This window comes from Pseudoalteromonas shioyasakiensis, assembly GCF_001550135.1.
Lineage (GTDB): Bacteria > Pseudomonadota > Gammaproteobacteria > Enterobacterales > Alteromonadaceae > Pseudoalteromonas > Pseudoalteromonas shioyasakiensis.
Genome location: NZ_LRUE01000005.1, coordinates 290,375 through 311,488 on the forward strand (window position 1 = coordinate 290,375; position 21,114 = coordinate 311,488).

A 21,114-nucleotide genomic window follows, 5' to 3' on the forward strand; every position below is an offset into this window, starting at 1 on the left:
ATGACCACGCACAGAGAAAAAGGGCTTATTGCCTGGTTTGCTCGCAACCCAGTTGCTGCAAACCTACTTATGATCTTCATTTTAGTGGGCGGCTTATTGACAGCAATGTCGGTGCGTAAACAAATGTTCCCACAGTTTGAAAGTAACTGGATCAGTATTCAAGCTGTCTACCCAGGGGCTGCGCCACAAGAGGTAGAAGAAGGCATCACCATTAAGGTCGAAGAGTCTTTAGAGGGTCTCGAAGGCATTAAGCGTTTAATTACCTATTCGAACCGTGGTTTTTCACAAGCTTGGATAGAAATCGAAGAAAAGTACGACCCGCAAGAAGTACTCGATGAAATCAAGATGCAGGTTGATTCAATCAATACCTTCCCTGCGGAGATGGAACGCCCAATTGTTCGCCGTGAAAAGTTTGAGCAAGAAGTTATGATTCTCGCGCTGTATGGCGATATGAGTAACTACCAGCTCAAAGAACTTGGTAACGACATAAAAGATGAGCTACAAGCTTTACCACAAATTAACTTGGTCAACTTTTACAGTGGCTTAAACTATGAAATTGGCATTGAAATCAGCCCAGATAAACTACGTGAGTATGGTTTAACTTTCCGTGATATTGCCACAGCCGTTCGCAGCTTTTCTGCCAATATGTCTGCAGGTCAAATTCGCTCTGAAAATGGCTACATTTCGATGCGTGTTGAAAATCAAGCGTATCGTGGTAAAGAGTTCGAAAATCTGCCTTTATTACACTTACCAGATGGTGCACAAGTTTTCTTAGGTGATGTAGCAACAATTAATGACGGCTTTGAAGAAGGCTTACAATACTCTAAGTACAACGGTAAAAACTCACTAACTTTTGAAGTAAATGCGTCGAAAGATCAAGACATCACTAAAGTTGCTGCTGTATTAAAAAAATATCTAGCAGATAAAGCACCACAGTTACCAGCAGGCGTAAAACTATCACCGATTGTTGATTTAACTTACTACCTTGAAGGTCGTCTAAACATGATGATCGACAACATGATTTGGGGTGGTATTTTAGTGATGGTAGTACTGGCGCTATTTTTACCACTACGCTTAGCATTTTGGGTAATGATGGGCTTACCTGTGTCATTCCTAGGTGCATTTTTAATGATGCCATTGGGCTTTATAGACATCACTGTTAACTTAGCTTCTTTATTCGCATTTATACTGGTGCTCGGGATAGTCGTTGATGATGCTATCGTCGTCGGTGAGTCTGCCAGTGCTGAAATTGAAAAGCATGGTCACAGCCTAGATAACGTAGTGCGCGGCGTAAAACGCGTTGCTATTCCTGCAACCTTTGGGGTGTTAACCACAATTGCCGCATTTTTACCACAAACACTGGCAACAGGGCCTGGCTCTGCGTTTTCTAAAGCCATTGGTGGTGTAATTATCCTATGTTTAATTTTCTCACTAATTGAGTCAAAACTAATTTTACCGGCTCACTTAGCAGCCATGAAAAGTAAACCTGCGAATCCTAAAAATCCATTACATCGCTTACGTTTAGGTATGGATAAAGGCCTCAAGAACTTTGTTGATAATTACTACACACCATTTATTGGTCGCTGTATTCATTACCGTTACACCGTGATTGTTGGCTTTATCTGTGTGCTTATTGTTAGTGGCGGTATGTTCGCTGGTGGTTTAGTGAAATTTGTTGCGAATCCTAAAATTCCACATGATTTCCCGCGTATCTCAGTTGAAATGAACTTATCTTCGTCTGAGCAAGCAACCCTTGAGACAGCGCAAACCATTGAAAAGCTGATTTTAGATGTCGATAAACAACTTGAAGAGCAATATGGTCAAGCGATGATCCGCGACTTATCGGTTAGTTTACGCGGTCGTACAAGTGCACGCATTATGGCGATTTTGGTCGAACCGGACTTACGTCCTATTGATACCTTCCAATTAAGTGCAATGTGGCGCGAACAAATGCCACCACTGCCAGGTGTGAAAACGCTGAATATTGAAGACAGTATCATGAATGGCGGCCGTGATGACGGTGATGTTAGCTTTCGCTTAGAAGGCAAAGATATCAATAAACTCAAAGAAGTTGCTGCAAAGTTAAAAGAAAAGCTAAATAGCATGCAAGGCGTAGGTGATGTAAATGACTCACTACAATCAGCAACTGACGAGGTTCAACTTGAACTTAAACCGCTTGCTTACAGCTTAGGGTTAACCCTTTCAGATGTGGCATCACAAGTTAGCTTTAGCTACTACGGTTTAGAAGCGCAACGTATTTTACGTGACGGCGAAGAGATCAAAGTAATGATCCGCTACCCTCGTGAATCGCGAAACGCAGTAAGTGACATCACAGATGCACGTATCATTACACCAACGGGTGTTGAAGTACCGCTTGCTGAGGTTGCTAAAGTAAACATTGTAGATGGTGTAAACCGTATTCGTCGTGAAAATGCTAAACGTACTGTAAACGTTTGGGCTGCGGTTAATACTGACCAAGCTGAACCATTTGCCATTGCAAAAGAAATTCGTGACGAATACTTACCTAGCCTACTGAAAAGCTACCCAGGTGTAGAAAGTAATGTGGCAGGTCGTATTCAAGAAGAAATGGATAGTGTGGCAGAACAAGTACGTGATTTTGCTTTATCAATGATGATTATCTTTGCGTTACTTGCTATTCCACTACGTTCGTACTCACAGCCATTTATCATCATGTCGGTTATTCCATTCGGTGTCATTGGTGCAATGTTCGGTCATATGATTTTAGGTATGACAATGAGTAGCTTATCGGTATTCGGTATCATCGCTGTTGCAGGTGTGGTCGTAAACGACTCGCTAGTGATGGTCGACTTTGTCAATAAAGCTCGCGCTGAAGGTGTTGCAACCAAAGAGGCTGTAATGCAAGCCGGTGCGCGTCGTTTTAGAGCAATATTACTGACCTCAATAACGACCTTTATTGGTGTATTACCAATCATTATGGAAACAAGCTTACAAGCAAAAATCGTTATCCCAATGGCTGTATCACTGGCATTCGGGGTTTTATTTGCAACGGTCATTACGCTTATTTTAATCCCTTGTCAGTACGTCGCGTTAGAAGACTTTAAACGCTTAATTGGCAAGCTAAGAGGTAAAAAAGCAGAGCCAGAAGCAAAATTACAAACAACCAGTAATTAAGCCCCTCTCACGATCCCAACCGAACGCTTGGCAATAAATTTGCCAAGCGTTTTTTATTTAAAAATATGTTCCTATAAATCGTATTGTTTTGCTAAGCTTAAATGAGCAAAAAAGAAACAATTCAAGAAATTACTAAATACGTTATAAGGACATAGCTATGAAAATTCTACGCTACACAGCTTTGGTAAGTTGTTTATCCATTTGTATGCCTGTGCTGGCTGAAAACCAATACTTACAACAACAGCTTGAGCCTATTCTGATTGGTGAGTCTCACAGTATAGAAGGACAACAAATCCACTCCCCTGAAATGACCGTTGCCACCTATAAAGCAAATAGTTTTGAACGAGTATGGGACAACGTAAAATATGCCAAGCAAGCGCTCAACTTAATTGCGCAAGCAGAACTTGAAGGGCTATCTCCTAACGACTATCACTTTGATACATTAATGGCGCTGGCCAGCGAAATAGATAAACGCGGAGCGGATGCCGTAGAAGCCCAGTTTGATGTTCTGATGACAGATGCCGTGATGACCTATGCAAAACACTTAATTCGCGGAAAAGTTAACCCTAAACAACTAGCAGCCACATGGAACTATGAACAGTTTGATGTCAGCCCAGATGCTGCAGCGGCCTCATTACTTAAACATGTAAAATCCAAAAGCCTTGATAAGGGACTTGAAAATCTAAAACCTGTTTTGCCTCATTATAAGCGTTTAAAAGACGCCCTTGTGTTTTATCGAGAGCTTGATGCCACTGGCGAGTTACCTGACTTCGCACTACAAAACAAGGTATTAAAACCCGGGCAATCAGACCCGGCAGTGCCGCTTTTGAGACAAAAGTTAAAACGACTAAAGTATTTTGACGGCAGTAACAGTGATGCCACTGATTATAACGATGAGCTAGTCGCAGCAGTTAAACGCTTTCAGAATGCGCATCAAGTTGCTGATGACGGTGTGATTGGCAACGCCACTTTAAAGCTACTCAACAAAGATTACAGTGAGTACGTTAATGATATTTTAGTAAACCTAGAGCGCATTCGTTGGGTTGATAACACGCTAACAGAGCGCTTCTTAGTGGTAAATATCGCAGGTTACCTGCTGTATTTATTTGAAGACAATAAATTAAAATGGCAAACCAATGTAGTCGTAGGCAGAAACTACACCAAAACGCCAATATTTAAAGGGCAAATGAGCTATATCGTGATGAACCCAACCTGGACAGTACCGAGGAGTATTTCAGGTGGCATCATCAAAAAAATGAAAGAAAACCCAAACTACTTAAACGAGAAAGACTTTGTTGTGGTTGATAGTCGCCGTAACCCAGTAGATAGCGAGAGTATTGATTGGCCGAATGCTAGCCGCAAAAACTTCCCGTATTGGTTTGTACAACAGCCTTCAGAGAATAATTCATTAGGGCAAATCAAGTTTATGTTCCCAAATAAATACTCAATCTATTTGCACGATACCCCTGCAAAAAGTTTATTCCAGCAAGACCAACGTGCATTTAGCCACGGCTGTGTAAGAGTTGATGACCCATTCACCTTAGCTGAGAAAATACTAGAAACCTCAGATAATTGGAGCCGTAGTGAAATTGATGACGCCATTGCTGCAAAAGAAACTAAAAAAGTCAGCTTATCAAAACCGCTGGATGTACTGTTAATGTATTGGACCGTTGCGGGTAACGACGAGGGCCTACAATTTTATACCGACGTTTATAATCGCGATGGCGCGTTATTAAAAGCACTCACCACACCATTAGCAAACAATAGAATTTAGAGGTCACTATGTATTTCAGCCGTATTATTTTTAGTGTGTGCTTAGCGTTAACTACATGCTCTGTTGCTGCCATTGAATTAACTGATTCGCTGCACAGCCTTGTACTTGATGCAAAACAAGTGCTAACACTTGATAACACGGCTGATTTTGTTCCAACTGCAGTATCAGATGTTGAGACTGAGCGATTAGGGCCAAATAGCATTGCCGTTTATGCCCCAGAAAATGCAGGGTTTTATAGCCTAGTACTGAGTAACAACAAAACGAGAAAACGCTTACTCGTTATAGTGAAAAAACCATTCAATGCTAGCAATAAGCGATTGAATAATTATCAAATAGGCCTCTACCCTGCCCCTTATAAAGGCTATACACAATACAGTGCGCCAAACGGGTTTATAGAAATTTTTGAGAAAGACCTAACACGCCAGCTGACTCCTCATGTGCAAGTTAAAAATGTAATTTGTAAGCAAGTGAGTGGCTTTCCAAAGTATCTTTATGTCAACAACGATGGCTTGATGATGCTCGAAGAGCTGCTCACGTTTGTACAAAATGAAGGGATTAAAGTAAGCAAATTTGCCTTTATCAGCGGCTATAGAACCCCCCATTACAATCGCTCAATTGGTAATGGCAAACACAGCCGACACCAATATGGCGATGCCTTTGACCTTTATATAGATGAAGATGGTGATGGCCGAATGGACGATTTAAATGGCGATGGTAAACTAACGATTGCTGATGTTGATGTGCTTTATAAAGTGTTTGAAAAGTTCCAAAAACACAGTCGCTATAATGGCGGTATTGGCCGCTATAAACCCGCCTCCCACCACGGTGGTTTTGTTCACATAGATAACCGTGGATTTACCGCTAGGTGGTAATTCTTATCAGTCAAGCCATGCGTAATGAAATTTTGTACCGGTTAATATAAAAATGAAGCTACCAAGGTAGCCTCACTTTTTACTTATAGCTTATAGCTCAAAACTTAAAGCTTTTAACATGCTTGTTTTTGCGTTGCTTGGATATAAGCAACTAAATCTTCAATCGATACAACGGGCATGTTGTGCTCACTGGCAAACTTGCTAACTTCAGGCAAGCGAGCCATTGAACCATCTGGATTCGTTAATTCGCAAATTACACCAAACGGTGTTAAACCTGCTAACTGCATTAAATCAACCGATGCCTCGGTATGACCACGACGAACTAATACACCACCGGTTTGTGCTCGCAGTCCAAACACATGCCCAGGGCGAGATAAATCTTCAGGCTTTGCATTGTCTGCTGTTGCCGCTTTAATGGTGGTTACACGATCAGCCGCTGAAACGCCGGTTGTCACGCCCGTTTTAGCTTCAATAGTCACTGTATAAGCTGTTTTGTTCTGGCTGGTGTTATGCTCAACCATTTGTGGTAAATCAAGCTGTTTAACACGCTCATCGCCCATGCAAAGACACACAATACCGCTGCCTTCACGGATCATCATGGCCATTTGCTCTGTGGTCAGGTGCTGTGCTGAGTACACAAAATCACCTTCGTTTTCACGGTTTTCGTCATCTACCACAAGTACGCCTTCACCTTGCTGCAAAGCAGCAATCGCACGTTCAACGCGTTCAAGTGGTTCGCCAAATTGGCTGAGTAAAGAAGACTGAATCATCATTTTTAATACCTATTAAATTAAATATGAAAAGATTCAGGACATTGAAAGGCACAGCAAAAAAGACCACCCGCAGGCAGCCAATTACTGTTTTATAGATAAACTATATTCTCTTTCATCCGGACTATCACCGTCGGCTCTGGCCTCTCACCAGATCTGCTGACCTTCAACCAAAGTTAAAGCGCTCGCGGGCTCACTTAAATTTAAAGTATACCGCCGGTGGGGAATTTCACCCCGCCCTGAGAATGTTGCTTAATCAATAAGATGAATAAGCCTCGCTATTCTATACCCAAAATAGTTAGTTATCGAGTACCCGCTTATCTAATATGCCTTTTTCAATCAGTTGATTGAGTATCGCCTTGGTTTTTTCTCGGCATATATCACGCACTAGACGAACCGCGGGTGTAATGGACTGTCTACTTGGGCATATTAGCCAAAGCTCTGCACATAAGTGAGGGTAATTTTGCATTACTGGCACTACCCGCCCACTTAGTAAATCATCACTGATATCAATACATGATTTAACCGCTAGGCCTTTACCAGCCACACACCAACGCCTTACCAAATCACCATCATTAGATGCTCGACGGCCTTGCATTTTCACCTTAAAACGCTCGGTTCCATCGGTAAATTCCCAGACATTATTGATGATATCTTGCAGTTGATAAAATAGACCCTGATGCTGATTTAATTCATCGGGATGTGTCGGCGTGCCATGTTCGGCAATGTACTCTGGAGTTGCACATAACAGCCGCGGAACATTACAAATTTTAAAGCCATATAAATTTGAGTCGGATGGCGAGCCATACCTAAGCGCAAAATCAACGGAGTCTCGGTAAAAGTCGACATTACTATCGCTAATATGCGGGCGCATACTCAGCTTTGGATATTCATCAAGTAACTCATCTAACCATGGGATAATGATGTTGCGGCCTAAGTCTGAAGATAGTGCAACCCTGAGCTCGCCTTCGATTTCATCATGCTCACCTTTTAACGCAAGTGTGGCTTGCTCAAGCATGAGCACTGCTTGCTGACACTGAGGTAAAAAGCGCTCCCCAGCCGCAGATAACCGCAAATGACGAGTTGTTCGAACAAATAACTCCGCACCCAGCGCTGCTTCAACACGCTTAATAGCAGCGCTGGCGGTAGCGGCTCGCATGTCTAATTTGGCTGCTGCGGTTGTAATACTACGAAACTCAGCAACCTTGAGGATTAATTTGAGATCTTCAACCAACATATTAACTAAAAATTTTTGATAATGTTTATTCGATTATGCGCTTTATCGTAAAGTATGCAAGGCGTAAACTGCACCTAATTGTTATACATGCGGGAGCAAATCATGACACACCCAATCATTTCTGACTTACAACGCCGTTATACAAGTAAACGTTACGACGCTTCAAAACAAATTAGCCAAGCAGACTTAGCTGTAATTTTAGAAGCATTACGCCTGTCGCCATCGTCTATTAATTCTCAACCATGGAAATTTGTGGTAATTGAATCAGAGCAAGGTAAACAGCGTCTGCATGATAGTTTTGCAAATAAGTTTCAGTTTAACCAAGTTCATGCAAAAGCGGCATCACACACCATTTTATTTGCTTATAACCCAAGCTATAAACGTGCTGATTATGAAAAAGTAATTGATGCCGATATTGCTAATGGCCGTACAAAAGCTGAAAACAAAGAGCAGGCCTTTGGTGCCTTCGCCTTTGTTGATTTAAATACAGATGAACAAGGTGATAACGCCGCTTGGACTAAAGCTCAAACCTACATTGCATTAGGTAATACCATGCACACAGTGGCTCGTTTAGGTTTAGATTCAACACCGATGGAAGGTGTCGATAAAGACTTACTTGGTGAGCTTTTTGCTGATGAGTTAGATGGTTATGTATGTGAAGTGGCACTCGCTATTGGTTATCACGAGCCAGAGCAAGATTATAATGCTGCATTACCAAAATCGCGTTTAGATAAAGATGCGGTGATTACTGTAGTTTAAAGCCTAAAGATTATGCAGGCTTTGCCTGCATAATTGTTATTTTAGGTCAGTCTTCACAACCACATTACTCGCCATACCTTCACACAAATCTGCTGTTATTGTGGCAACAGCTCCATTTATTAGTGCTAAATTTGGGGCTACGTGGCCAATGTCGGCATCAACGATAACTGGGAATAAATTACCTTTAAATGCGAGCTCTATTGCTTGGTATTCATCGAAGTAGCAGTCGTTATTAATTGCAGGGCTGCGGCCAAATACCACCGCATTTACATCAGTAAAAACATCATTCAACTTTAACGATAACAAACAACGTGCAAGGGCCATCGGACTAAGCTCTGCATTTTCTAGGTATAAAATTAACCCCTCAGGCGCATACTGCTTTTTAAATTCATGCAATGCATAGTAATTTGAGGGTAACAACAGACCTAACGTATCTAAACAGCCGCCAATTAAGCGCCCAGACACTTCAATTTGGCGTTTATCTTTATAGTTAATACAGCGCCATTGGCTTGGAGCGGTATAGTCAAATTGAGCCTCAGGCTTAGCTTTATAATCAATAGGCTTTTGCTGATAAAAAGGCGACGCGACTTGATGCAATTGCTGTTTTTCTTCAAGTGACATAGCACTGAATATGTTTGCTAAATAAACATCGGGATCGTCAGGATGAATTTGCATTAAATTTGCAGCGTGCAAGGTTGCCCTGCCACAACGAGTTGTTAATGCACATGCAAACGTGCTGATATCTGAAAAGCCAACCAACCATTTAGGCCTTGCTTTACTTATCGCATTGAAATCCAGAAGAAGTAAAATTTCCATGGTAAGATCACCGCCCCATGGCGGCATAATGGCTGCTATTGAATCATCAGTTAAATACTGCATTAGCTCATCAGCACGTTGCTTTGCACTATTGTGTGACTGACGTAAACAGGCACCTTCAACAACAGTAAAACCTTTGGCGGTTAAGCCATTAAGTACTATGTCTAAGCGTTCATGAAAGACTTTATCAACACCTGATGAAAAAGCACATATGGCTATTTTATCACCTTGCTCAAGCGGTTTAGGATACTGAATTTTTGCCATTATTACTCCTTCATTACGACTGTATGATAGCCAACGTACCGAATAAATCCACGCCTGTAAACAGGCATAAAAAAACCGCAGTATGAACTGCGGTTTTTCTCAATGCTTGGTTAAGCTACTAAATATACTCAACTTCAATGATTTCGTACTCTACTTCACCGTTTGGTGTTTTAATGATAACGGCATCATCTACCTCTTTACCAATTAAACCACGCGCGATTGGTGAGTTAACAGAAATCAGGTTATTTTTGATATCTGCTTCGTCATCGCCTACGATTTGGTATTTTACTTCAGCATCGGTTTCAACATTAACGATAGTGACCGTTGTGCCAAAAATAACTTTACCTGTGTTAGGCATTTTAGTTACATCAATGATTTGCACATTTGAAAGCTTCGCTTCAATTTCTTGAATACGGCCTTCGCAGAAACCTTGTTGCTCACGAGCAGCATGGTATTCAGCGTTTTCTTTCAAATCACCGTGCTCACGTGCTTCAGCGATATCAGCAACGATTTTTGGACGGGTAACTGTTTTTAATTCGTTAAGTTCTTCGCGCAGTAATGCTGCACCACGAACTGTCATCGGAATTGATTGCATATTATTCTCACTTAATCCCAAGGGCGATTGCCTCGCCCTTGGCACATTTCCTTAGTTCATTCGCTGATGTAGTTCCTGAACTGACGTCACCTTGCTACGGTCATCTGCTTGGTTTGCAGTACAGTTAGCAAATGCCGCGTTCAGAGTCGTTGTGTAGTTAGTCTTATGCTGTAACGCACCACGACGTAACACCTTCGAATCTTCAATCGCTTGGCGGCCTTCAGTAGTGTTTACAATGTAGCTGTATTCACCATTTTTAATTCTATCAAGAATATGAGGACGACCTTCGTATACTTTATTCACGCGACGAACTGCAATGCCAGCTTCTTCAAGTGCTTTTGCAGTGCCACCTGTCGCATCTAGCTCGAAACCAAGATCAGTCATGGTTTTAGCTAGTTCAACGATACGTGGTTTGTCACTGTTGCGTACCGATAGTAACGCGCGACCACCGCGTGGTAAAGTGTTGCTTGCACCTAATTGTGCTTTTGCGAATGCTTCGGCGAAAGTTTCACCAACACCCATTACCTCACCCGTTGAGCGCATTTCTGGGCCACGGATTGGGTCAACACCTTGGAACTTAGCAAATGGCAGTACCACTTCTTTTACGCTGTAGTAAGGAGGGATTACTTCTTTTGTAATACCTTGGCTTGCTAGCGACTGACCCGCCATACATCGTGCCGCTACTTTAGCAAGTGCAATACCTGTCGCTTTAGAAACAAACGGTACTGTACGCGCAGCACGAGGGTTTACTTCGATTAAGTAAACTTTGCCGTCTTTCACAGCAAACTGAGTATTCATCAGACCTACTACGCCAAGCTCTAGTGCCATATCAGTCACTTGCTTACGCATTACGTCTTGTACTTCAGCAGTTAGTGAGTGAGCTGGTAATGAACACGCTGAGTCACCTGAGTGAACACCTGCTTGCTCAATGTGCTCCATGATACCACCGATGATTACTTGCTCACCGTCACAGATAGCATCAACGTCAACTTCGATTGCGTTATCTAAGAAGTGGTCAAGTAGTACTGGCGCTTCATTTGACGCTGATACAGCTTCAGTCATGTAACGACGTAAATCGTCTTCATCATAAACCACTTCCATTGCGCGACCACCTAGTACGTATGAAGGACGTACAACAAGTGGGAAGCCGATTTCAGCAGACTTAACAATCGCTTCTTCTAAAGACGTAACTGTTGCATTCTCTGGTTGAAGAAGATCTAGACGCTCAACAAGTTGTTGGAAACGCTCACGGTCTTCTGCACGGTCGATTGCATCTGGTGAAGTACCAATAACTGGCACGCCATTCGCTTCAAGTTCACGAGCAAGTTTCAGTGGTGTTTGACCACCGTACTGAACGATAACACCTTTTGGCTTTTCAACGCGTACGATTTCTAATACATCTTCTAGCGTGATTGGCTCGAAGAATAAACGATCAGATGTGTCGTAGTCAGTTGAAACAGTTTCAGGGTTACAGTTAACCATGATTGTTTCATAGCCGTCTTCACGTAAAGCTAATGCTGCGTGAACACAACAGTAATCGAATTCGATACCTTGACCGATACGGTTAGGACCACCACCGATTACCATGATTTTATCTTTGTCAGATGGATTAGCTTCACATTCTTCATCATAAGATGAGTACATGTAAGCTGTGTCTGAGCTGAACTCTGCAGCACAGGTATCAACGCGCTTATATACAGGCACGATATCTAACTGGTGACGCTTCTTACGAATTTCTGCTTCAGAAACACCGGCAATTTCAGCGATACGCGCATCAGCAAAACCTTTACGCTTAAGCTTGCGTAAAAACTCAGCATTTAAACCAGCCATACCTACTTCGCTGATTGTTGCTTCGTCTTTTAAGATGTCTTCGATTTGAACTAAGTACCAAGGGTCAATCTTAGTTAATTCGAATACGTCTTCTACGCTCATACCGTGACGCATTGCATCAGCAACGTACCAAATACGCTCAGCACCTGGTTCACGTAATTCACGGATGATTTTTTCTTTTGCTTTCGGATCATCAAGGGCAACAATTGGATTAAAGCCCGTTGCGCCTACTTCAAGACCACGTAGTGCTTTATGCAGTGATTCTTGTTGGTTACGGCCAATCGCCATAACCTCACCCACAGACTTCATCTGTGTTGTAAGACGGTCGTTTGAACCTGCGAATTTTTCGAAGTTAAAACGTGGGATCTTAGTAACAACGTAGTCGATTGAAGGCTCGAAAGACGCTGGTGTTTTACCGCCAGTGATGTCGTTTTGTAGCTCATCAAGGGTGTAACCTACTGCTAGTTTTGCAGCGATTTTCGCAATTGGGAAACCGGTTGCTTTTGATGCTAGTGCAGAAGAACGCGATACACGTGGGTTCATCTCGATGATAACCATACGGCCATCAACTGGGTTTACACCAAACTGTACGTTTGAACCACCTGTTTCAACACCGATTTCACGAAGTACCGCCATCGATGCATTACGCATGATTTGGTATTCTTTATCAGTCAGTGTTTGCGCTGGTGCAACCGTGATTGAGTCACCAGTGTGAACACCCATAGGGTCAAAGTTTTCGATAGAACATACGATGATACAGTTGTCGTTTTTGTCACGAACAACTTCCATTTCGTACTCTTTCCAACCGATTAATGATTCATCGATTAAAAGTTCATTTGTTGGTGATAAATCTAAACCACGCTCACAAATTTCATCAAATTCTTCTTGGTTGTATGCAACACCACCACCGGTACCACCCATAGTGAATGATGGACGAATGATACATGGGAAACCGATGCGGCTAAGTACATCATGTGCTTCTTCCATTGAGTGAGCGATTTCTGCACGCGGACACTCAAGGCCAATGTTCTTCATTGCTACGTCAAAACGCTCACGGTTTTCAGCTTTATCGATTGCATCAGCAGTTGCACCGATTAGCTCAACACCATGTTTTGCCAGTACACCGTGCTTATCTAAATCAAGCGCACAGTTTAATGCTGTTTGACCACCCATAGTAGGCAGTACTGCATCTGGCTTTTCTTTTTCAATGATTTTCTCTACCACTTCCCAGTGAATTGGCTCGATGTACGTCGCATCCGCCATTTCAGGGTCAGTCATGATAGTTGCAGGGTTCGAGTTTACAAGAATTACTCGAAAGCCTTCTTCTCGTAGTGCTTTACACGCTTGTGCACCAGAGTAGTCAAATTCACAAGCTTGACCGATTACGATCGGGCCTGCGCCTAAGATAAGAATGCTTTTTATGTCGGTACGTTTTGGCATTGTTACTCCGGTTAAATTAGTTAGAACGAGTTTGCATCAGGTCGATGAAGTGGTCAAATAATGGTGCCGCATCATGTGGACCTGGGCTTGCTTCAGGGTGACCTTGGAAGCTAAATGCAGGCTTGTCTGTGCGGTGAATACCTTGTAGCGTACCATCGAATAAAGAAACGTGAGTTGCACGTAAATTCGCTGGTAATGTTGCTTCGTCAGCTGCGAAACCGTGGTTTTGCGCTGTGATCATTACAACATTGCGGTCAAGGTCTTTAACTGGGTGGTTACCACCGTGGTGACCAAACTTCATTTTCACCGTTTGTGCACCTGAAGCAAGTGCAAGTAATTGGTGACCTAAACAGATACCAAAAATTGGCGTGTCTGTTTCTAGGAAAGTTTTAATTGCTTCAATCGCGTAAGTACACGGCTCAGGGTCGCCTGGGCCATTTGATAAGAAGATACCGTCTGGGTTTAATGCCAGTACGTCTTCTGCAGATGTTTGTGCAGGAACAACGGTTAATTTACAACCGCGGTCAACTAACATACGTAAGATATTACGTTTAACACCGAAGTCATAAGCAACAACGTGGAACTTCTCGTCTGCTGCTTCTAGCGTTTTAAAGCCTGAACCTAACGTCCAGCTTGATTCGCGCCACTCAAAATTTTCCTTGGTTGAGACAACTTTTGCTAAATCCATGCCTTTTAAGCCTGGGAAGGCTTGCGCAGCTTCAAGCGCTTTATTCTCATCTAACTCGTCGCCTGCAATGATACAACCATTTTGAGCGCCTTTATCACGTAAGATACGTGTTAATTTACGAGTGTCGATGTCAGCAATACCTAAGATATTGCGTTCTTTTAAGTAATCACTTAACGATTGCTCGTTACGGAAATTACTTGCTAGCAGTGGCAAATCACGGATCACTAGGCCTTTAGCCCAGATTTGACCCGCTTCTTCGTCTTCGCTGTTAGTACCCGTATTACCGATATGTGGGTACGTCAAAGTTACGATTTGTTCCGCGTATGAAGGGTCAGTCAAAATTTCTTGATAACCAGTCATAGACGTATTGAATACTACTTCACCGACTGACATGCCGTCAGCGCCGATTGCAGTACCGCGAAACACTGTGCCGTCTTCTAGGACTAACAGAGCGGATTTAGTCAAGTTAACCTCCTAACAGTAAAAAACGGGAGTAAAGTCATTTGCTCTACTGCCCGTTTATAGCGATTGGAAACACGCATTTATGAATTTTTGGCAAATTGGCGCTATTCTACAGTAAATTAGCACTCAGATCTAATCTTAATTAATAAAATAGTAAAAATAAGCGTTATTAACTAAAAATTCACTGAAACTGCCAAAAAAGAAACTAAACTACTTCAAGTCAAGCACATCTTGCATGTCATAAAGTCCAGCTGGTTTACTTTTCAACCAGCCCGCAGCTCTTACAGCACCTAATGCGAAGGTCATTCTTGAACTTGCTTTATGAGTTAATTCTAGCCTTTCGCCAGAAGTTGCGAAATATGCGGTGTGTTCACCTACTATATCTCCGCCTCTCATGACTGAATAACCGATTTCATTTTGCGATTTAGCGTGTTCGTCATTGCTTCTATCAAAACGCGCGACTTCATCATGCTGCCAACCTTTTGCCTCGGCAATCGCTTCACCAATTGCCAATGCAGTTCCTGATGGCGCATCGATTTTGTGACGATGGTGGGCCTCAAATATTTCGATATCCATATCATCGCCAAACTTCACAGCCGCAGTCTGCACTAAGTTAAGCAGTAAATTCACACCTACGCTATAGTTGCGGGCAAAAACAATCGGAATGTGTTTCGCGGCATCATTAAGCGCATCAAGATCATCTTGGTTAAGGCCCGTAGTACCAATTACCATGGCGATATTTTTTTCGACCGCTGTTTTTAAATGGTTGCGCATTCCTGCCGGTAAAGTGAAATCAATCAATACATCTGCATCTTTTACGTCTGTTTCTTTACTAAATGATACATCTGCTGATGCAGCGCTGTTTAATTGATTAACCGCAATATCTAAAAGTGGCGAGTTATCACGCACGTACGCGCCCGTTAATGTTGCGTCATCTTTTTTTGAGACAGCTTCTAAAAGTGCAAGTCCCATGCGGCCGTTTGCGCCAAATACACCTATGCGGTTCATATAGTTACCTTATCTATTCTTCTTAGCTGGCTGGATTTTATCGAAAACTCATGTAATAGTCAGGTTAGCTTATAAAAAATACAGAGCTAATTTTAGATTTATTAATAGAACAACAATAATAACAGATAGTCTTTGCATTTAGCCATCTATACATTTAAACTTCTTCCTTTGCGCCGATTTGGTCTTTGGCTTGCGGGCGCTGTTGTTGTCTTTTAGACACAACTAAATACAGCTAAAAGAAGTGTTTGGCTGTGTTATTGGTTATCTAACGAGGAATATGATGCAGCCATCATTTAATAAAACAAAAGCAAAACTTTCTTTGCTGCCGCTTTTGGTGTTTGTCGGCTTATTTTTAGGCGCTGGCTTATACTTACAGTCTCAAGGTGTCGATTACGCCTTCTATCAATTGCCTGCTCCTGTGGCAATTTTGCCAGCCATCATGCTGGCGTTTATCTTAAATAAAAATACCATCAACCACAGTGTTGAAACCTTTATTAAAGGTGCTGGCCATAGCAACATTATCACTATGTGTTTGATTTATCTGCTGGCCGGTGCGTTTTCTGCGGTTGCTGGTGCGACCGGTGGTGTTGATGCCGTAGTTAATGCCGGTTTATCACTTATTCCACCTGCTCTGTTACTACCAGGATTATTTTTAATTGCTGCGGTAGTGTCGACTGCGATGGGTACTTCAATGGGTACTATCGGTGCGATTGGCCCGATTGCTTATGCCGTCGCCCAAAAAACAGGCATTGATCCATCTCTGATGGCAGGCACGATTGTATCAGGTGCCATGTTTGGTGATAACTTATCAATCATCTCTGACACAACTATTGCTGCAACCCGCACGCAAGGCTGTGAAATGAAAGATAAATTTCGTGAGAACTTAAAAATCGCCTTACCTGCTGCGGCATTAACTATCGGCTTGTTATTCTTCTTAACGCCTGCAGCAGAAGCTGTAGAAACACAAGACTTCGATATCTTACTAGTATTACCTTATGCCTTTATCTTAGTGCTCGCGGTAATGGGCTTTAACGTATTCGTGGTGCTGTTTAGCGGTATAATCTTCGCTGCACTTATGGGCTTTACTGGCAGCTATGAAGGTGCAAGCTTTGTAAAAGATGTTTATAAAGGCTTTACTGATATGCAGGAAATTTTCTTGCTATCGATGTTTATTGGCGGTCTTTCAGAGTTTATCCGTATTAATGGTGGTCTTGATTATATTGCTAACAAAATTCAGGCAATTACAAAAATCATTGCAAAATGGCACCGTAAAGTAGCAGATCAATTAGGTATTGCTGCACTGGTGATGACTAGTAACTTATGTATTGCCAATAATACCGTGTCTATTATTGTTGCAGGCCCAATTGCTAAAAAATTAGCAGATGATGGCGAAATTACAGGCAAGCGTTCAGCAAGCTTACTTGATATTTTTGCTTGTGTTACGCAAGGCTCATTGCCGTATGGCGCACAAGCACTTCTACTCGGCGCAACATTCAAAATTAGCCCATGGGAAGTCTCTACCTCTTCTTACTACTGCTTTATTCTTGCCTTTACTGCCGTTGCAGTAATTTGCTTACGCCGAAATAAAGCATAACTTAAATAATTTTTCTCAAGATACGCCCAAATATGGGCGTATCTGCTATAATCCAACCTTTGTATCCCCCTTTACACCATCAATATTGAGATATGAACTTGAAAAAGATCCTTTCTGTTGCTGCGCTTTGTGCAGTAAGTACTTCGAGCTATGCCGCTAATTGGAGCTCTACGCAATTACACGTTAATAACGGTGAACACAAAAACCCGTTTTCATTAACTAAGTCAAATACCACGGTTGTATCACTACAGCATGCGTCTGGATATGACTATGGCGACAACTTCTTTTTTATTGATTACAGCGACGACGACCGTCAAGATGGCTATCAAGATAAAGACTTTTACGGTGAGTGGTATTCAACATTTAGCTTATCAAAAATCTCTGGCAGTGATTTCTCATACGGCGCAATTGCTGATGTGGGTTTAACGGCAGGTTTTAATGCCGCAGGTGACTCGAAAGTTCTTAAGTATTTACCTGGTGTAAAGCTTAGCTGGCAAGCACCGGGCTTTAGCTTTTTATCTACTTTATTTACCGCTTACATCGATGACAGTGAAGGCGTAGCACGCGGTGGTGCACCAACTGAAACAAACAGCTGGATGATTGATGTTGCTTGGGGCTACCCATTTACTATTGGCTCACAAAAGTTCAACGTAACAGGCCATGTTGAATACATTGCAGAGCGTGAAAATGAATTTGGCGAAGATGTTAAAGCGTGGATTTTAGCGCAGCCAATCATTACGTGGGATTTAGGTCACGCAATGAGCATGAAAGAAAACACCTTACTGCTAGGCCTTGAGTGGCAATACTGGCACAACAAGCTAGGTACAGACACAACTGAGTCAGTACCACAACTTCACGTTGAGTGGACGTTCTAATAAGCTGAAAGCTGAAAGCTGAAAGCTGAAAGCTGAAAGCTGAAAGCTGAAAAAATTAAAGCCTGTAGTCATCACTGAGTACAGGCTTTTTTAATTTCTATAGATACTCTTTACAGTTTACACTGTGGGGTTTTGCCTTTTGCTTTAGCAGCTTGTTGGGCTTTTAATGCATCCGACATATGCTTTTGTAGCTCTTTAATACGGTTACCTGGTGCAGGGTGAGTCGACATAAACTCTGGGGTACCGCTACTACCAGCTGCACTCATATTTTGCCAAAGCGACACTGATTGCTCTGGGTTAAACCCTGCTTTTGCCATTAAATCTAAGCCAACAATATCTGCTTCTGATTCATGTGAGCGGCTAAATGGCAAAACAACACCATACTGTGCGCCTAAGCCTAAGGCTTGCATTATTTCGCCGCGATATTGCACATTCCCCATATCAAGTGCTGCACCACCAACTTGCAGACCTGTTTGTAACAATGCATTTTGTGATACACGTTCATTAGAATGCTCAGCAATAACGTGTGCAACCTCGTGACCTAGTACCGTTGCCAGTTGGTCTTGATTTACAGCAACTTTTAATAAACCTGTATGAACGCCAATATAACCCCCCGGTAATGCAAATGCGTTTGCTGAATCTTCTTCAAACACTACTACTTCCCACGATTGCTTTGCATACTCGTTAGGTAAAACGGCAATAACATCATCAGCGATACACTTCACATAAGCATTGACGCCAGGATCGGTATTAACAGGCTGTGTTTTTTTCATTTCAGCAAAGCTTGCTTGACCCATTTGGCTCATTTGTTGGTCTGAATAAAGCGCGATTTGTGTACGCCCTGTTGGAGAGGTTTTACAGCCAGCTAAAACAGCGGTGGCTAACACTGCCATGATTAACTTTTTCATACTAGTCCTTCAAATACTTAGTGTAATTGTGGCTAATATAGCAAAGCATTGCTTAATTTTATATGAAAATGAACAATCACCCACTCAGTTGTTATCATTTAGTTAATTCTTTTACTTAGCAGGCAAACTAAGTTCACCACAGTGATTCACACTGCTACAATAGTGACCTAATGTTTGATGAATGAGTAAACAATGCCTTCCCCTGAGACTTTAAATAAACGCATTTTATTACCTTTACTGGCAAGTATTGTCGCGATTACGCCTTTAGCAATTGATTTATATTTACCGGCAATGTTGGTGATTGCCAACGACTTGCAAACTACCATGCCAAATGTGCAAATCTCGCTCAGTATTTATTTAGCGGGTTATGCCTTGGGTATGTTGTTTTTTGGTCCGATAGCCGATGAACTTGGTAGGCGATTACTCGCAAAGGTGGGTTTAGCGCTATTTGGCATCAGCTCATTAGCACTGGCATTTTGTACTAACATCGAATTATTTTGGTCTTTAAGAGCCGTGCAAGCATTCACTGGTGCCGCTGCGACAGTCGTAGTGCCGGGTATTATTCGCCACATTTACCGAGAGAACACCGCCAAAGGCATGTCTTATGTCTCGATGATTATGATGGTTGCCCCGTTAATTGCCCCTACTCTAGGCTCATTAATCATGGGAATTTCAACATGGCAGGTTATTTTCATTGCATTAGCTGCTTACAGTTTTGCCATTTTAGCTTTGGTGCAAATTCATTTAATCGATATTCCAATCTTTAAGAGTCAGCAACGTGGCTTGGCACTGTTCTTTAATAGTTATAAAACGGTATTTTCTCGTCGTAGTGCCCTTGCCGATATTGCCAGCTCAATGTTTGCCTCATTTGCATTCTTTTGCTTTTTAACATCGGTACCTTATGTATATCTCGATTTCTTCAAAGTAGATGAGCAATTGTTCGGTGTGTTATTCGCCTTTAACGTGCTGGCTTTAATGTTCGGTAACTTTATGAATACACGTTTAGTGCCGCGCTTAGGTTCTCGTAAACTGTTATTTATTGGGCTAGGTATTGGCTTTGTGTCTGGCGGGGCATTGTTGTTATTCAGTGTGATGCATTTATCGCTGTATTTTATCGTTGCTACCATCGCACCACTGATGATGAGCTTGGGTATTGTCGCGAGTAATGCAGACTCATTAATACTGATGCAATTTGAGGAAAAGTCAGGCACTGCAACAGCTGTTATTGGTACCCTGAGATTCGGCAGTGGCGCTTTAGTTGGGCCTATCCTTGCTTTTGTTCACCCACAAAGTGCGATTCCATTTTCTGCTATGATGTTCAGCGCACTGATACTGATCTTACTTGTACAGCTTTGGCATCGAAAACGATACCAATCGACTTAAATATTGAACACAATTGTAATAAAAAAATGCCTGTAATTAACAGGCATTTTTTATATCTCTTTAAAGCTTATTCAGCTTCTTTCGATACCATAACCATTGCAGGGCGTAATAAACGACCATTTAATGTATAACCTTTTTGCATTACTGCAAGAACAGTATTTGGCGCTACATCATTGCTTGGCTGAATTGACATTGCTTGATGGAATTCAGGGTTAAATTGTTCACCCTGTGGGTTAACAATTTCAACACCGAATTTTGATACCGCATCATTAAAGCTCTTAACAGTCATTTCGATACCTTCAAGCACAGGCTTAAGCTGCTCATTTTCTTTATCAGAAAACTCAATCGCACGCTCTAGGTTATCGATAACAGGTAGTAATTCGTTAGCAAACTTTTCAAGTGCAAACTTATGCGCTTTTTCTACATCTTGAGCGGCACGACGACGCATGTTCTCAACATCTGCAGCAGCACGAACAACACTGTCTTTTTGATCGTTGATCGTTTGTTTAGCCGCTTCTAATTCGCTGTGTAGTAGTGCGATTTCAGCTTCAGGGCTCATTTCTTCGCCGTCAACTTGTTCAGCCGCTTTTTCTGCAGCTTCTACTTCAGCTTGCATTTGTTCAAATTCTTCGTTTAGTTCAACTTCTTGCTCTGGTGATTTTGTCTGCTCAGACATAGCTTACATG

The 21,114-nt window shown here is 42.1% G+C and carries 16 protein-coding genes and 1 riboswitch; of the genes, 7 read left to right on the forward strand and 9 right to left on the reverse strand.

Annotated elements, in window-relative coordinates; genetic code table 11:
• From PASHI_RS03115 to PASHI_RS03125, 3 genes are all read left to right on the forward strand, one after another.
• Complete coding sequence (locus tag PASHI_RS03115) at positions 1–3,153, forward strand: efflux RND transporter permease subunit (RefSeq protein WP_062564552.1); 3,153 nt, start codon at positions 1–3, stop codon at positions 3,151–3,153.
• 157 nt (positions 3,154–3,310) lie between these two features.
• Positions 3,311–4,927 carry a L,D-transpeptidase family protein gene (locus tag PASHI_RS03120; RefSeq protein ID WP_062564553.1) on the forward strand — a complete coding sequence of 539 codons (1,617 nt, stop codon included), beginning with the start codon at positions 3,311–3,313 and terminating at the stop codon, positions 4,925–4,927.
• 8 nt (positions 4,928–4,935) lie between these two features.
• A complete protein-coding gene (locus PASHI_RS03125) occupies positions 4,936–5,799 on the forward strand; it encodes a D-Ala-D-Ala carboxypeptidase family metallohydrolase (RefSeq protein ID WP_062564554.1) in 864 nt (287 codons plus the stop codon).
• A 113-nt stretch (positions 5,800–5,912) separates the two neighbouring features.
• On the opposite strand, the gene ribB is transcribed toward PASHI_RS03125, so the two are convergent.
• The gene (gene ribB / locus PASHI_RS03130; RefSeq protein ID WP_105180530.1) at positions 5,913–6,566 is read right to left on the reverse strand and encodes a 3,4-dihydroxy-2-butanone-4-phosphate synthase; all 654 of its coding nucleotides are present in this window, start codon (positions 6,564–6,566) and stop codon (positions 5,913–5,915) included.
• Positions 6,567–6,672: 106 nt separating this feature from the next.
• A riboswitch (FMN riboswitch) is annotated at positions 6,673–6,820 on the reverse strand.
• A gap of 47 nt (positions 6,821–6,867) precedes the next feature.
• Positions 6,868–7,806, reverse strand: coding sequence for a LysR family transcriptional regulator (locus PASHI_RS03135; RefSeq protein ID WP_062564555.1), 939 nt, complete (start codon positions 7,804–7,806; stop codon positions 6,868–6,870).
• 102 nt (positions 7,807–7,908) lie between these two features.
• On the opposite strand from PASHI_RS03135, the gene PASHI_RS03140 reads away from it, so the two are divergent.
• Complete coding sequence (locus PASHI_RS03140; protein ID WP_054562008.1) at positions 7,909–8,565, forward strand: nitroreductase family protein; 657 nt, start codon at positions 7,909–7,911, stop codon at positions 8,563–8,565.
• Between the two features lie 36 nt (positions 8,566–8,601).
• On the opposite strand, the gene PASHI_RS03145 is transcribed toward PASHI_RS03140, so the two are convergent.
• The 5 genes from PASHI_RS03145 to dapB form a co-directional block, all read right to left on the reverse strand.
• Complete coding sequence (locus tag PASHI_RS03145; RefSeq protein WP_062564556.1) at positions 8,602–9,645, reverse strand: S66 family peptidase; 1,044 nt, start codon at positions 9,643–9,645, stop codon at positions 8,602–8,604.
• A gap of 118 nt (positions 9,646–9,763) precedes the next feature.
• Positions 9,764–10,240, reverse strand: coding sequence for a transcription elongation factor GreA (greA, locus tag PASHI_RS03150; RefSeq protein WP_054551507.1), 477 nt, complete (start codon positions 10,238–10,240; stop codon positions 9,764–9,766).
• Positions 10,241–10,291: 51 nt separating this feature from the next.
• A complete protein-coding gene (carB, locus tag PASHI_RS03155; protein WP_054561701.1) occupies positions 10,292–13,510 on the reverse strand; it encodes a carbamoyl-phosphate synthase large subunit in 3,219 nt (1,072 codons plus the stop codon).
• 16 nt (positions 13,511–13,526) lie between these two features.
• On the reverse strand, positions 13,527–14,663 hold the full coding sequence (gene carA, locus PASHI_RS03160; protein ID WP_062564557.1) for a glutamine-hydrolyzing carbamoyl-phosphate synthase small subunit: 1,137 nt from the start codon (positions 14,661–14,663) through the stop codon (positions 13,527–13,529).
• 207 nt (positions 14,664–14,870) lie between these two features.
• Positions 14,871–15,668 (reverse strand): 4-hydroxy-tetrahydrodipicolinate reductase, encoded by a 798-nt coding sequence (dapB, locus tag PASHI_RS03165; protein ID WP_062564558.1) that lies wholly within the window; start codon positions 15,666–15,668, stop codon positions 14,871–14,873.
• Between the two features lie 280 nt (positions 15,669–15,948).
• Here dapB and PASHI_RS03170 point away from each other — a divergent pair, with 280 nt between their 5' ends.
• Positions 15,949–17,262 carry a Na+/H+ antiporter NhaC family protein gene (locus tag PASHI_RS03170; RefSeq protein ID WP_054561704.1) on the forward strand — a complete coding sequence of 438 codons (1,314 nt, stop codon included), beginning with the start codon at positions 15,949–15,951 and terminating at the stop codon, positions 17,260–17,262.
• A gap of 92 nt (positions 17,263–17,354) precedes the next feature.
• A complete protein-coding gene (locus PASHI_RS03175; protein ID WP_058585218.1) occupies positions 17,355–18,137 on the forward strand; it encodes a nucleoside-binding protein in 783 nt (260 codons plus the stop codon).
• Positions 18,138–18,247: 110 nt separating this feature from the next.
• Here PASHI_RS03175 and PASHI_RS03180 read toward each other — a convergent pair whose 3' ends face one another.
• Positions 18,248–19,045 (reverse strand): M48 family metallopeptidase, encoded by a 798-nt coding sequence (locus PASHI_RS03180; protein WP_054561706.1) that lies wholly within the window; start codon positions 19,043–19,045, stop codon positions 18,248–18,250.
• A gap of 192 nt (positions 19,046–19,237) precedes the next feature.
• Between PASHI_RS03180 and PASHI_RS03185 the strand changes: the two genes are divergently transcribed.
• Complete coding sequence (locus PASHI_RS03185) at positions 19,238–20,428, forward strand: Bcr/CflA family efflux MFS transporter (protein WP_055022171.1); 1,191 nt, start codon at positions 19,238–19,240, stop codon at positions 20,426–20,428.
• 67 nt (positions 20,429–20,495) lie between these two features.
• On the opposite strand, the gene grpE is transcribed toward PASHI_RS03185, so the two are convergent.
• A complete protein-coding gene (gene grpE, locus PASHI_RS03190; protein WP_054551515.1) occupies positions 20,496–21,104 on the reverse strand; it encodes a nucleotide exchange factor GrpE in 609 nt (202 codons plus the stop codon).
• Positions 21,105–21,114: the final 10 nt, after the last annotated feature.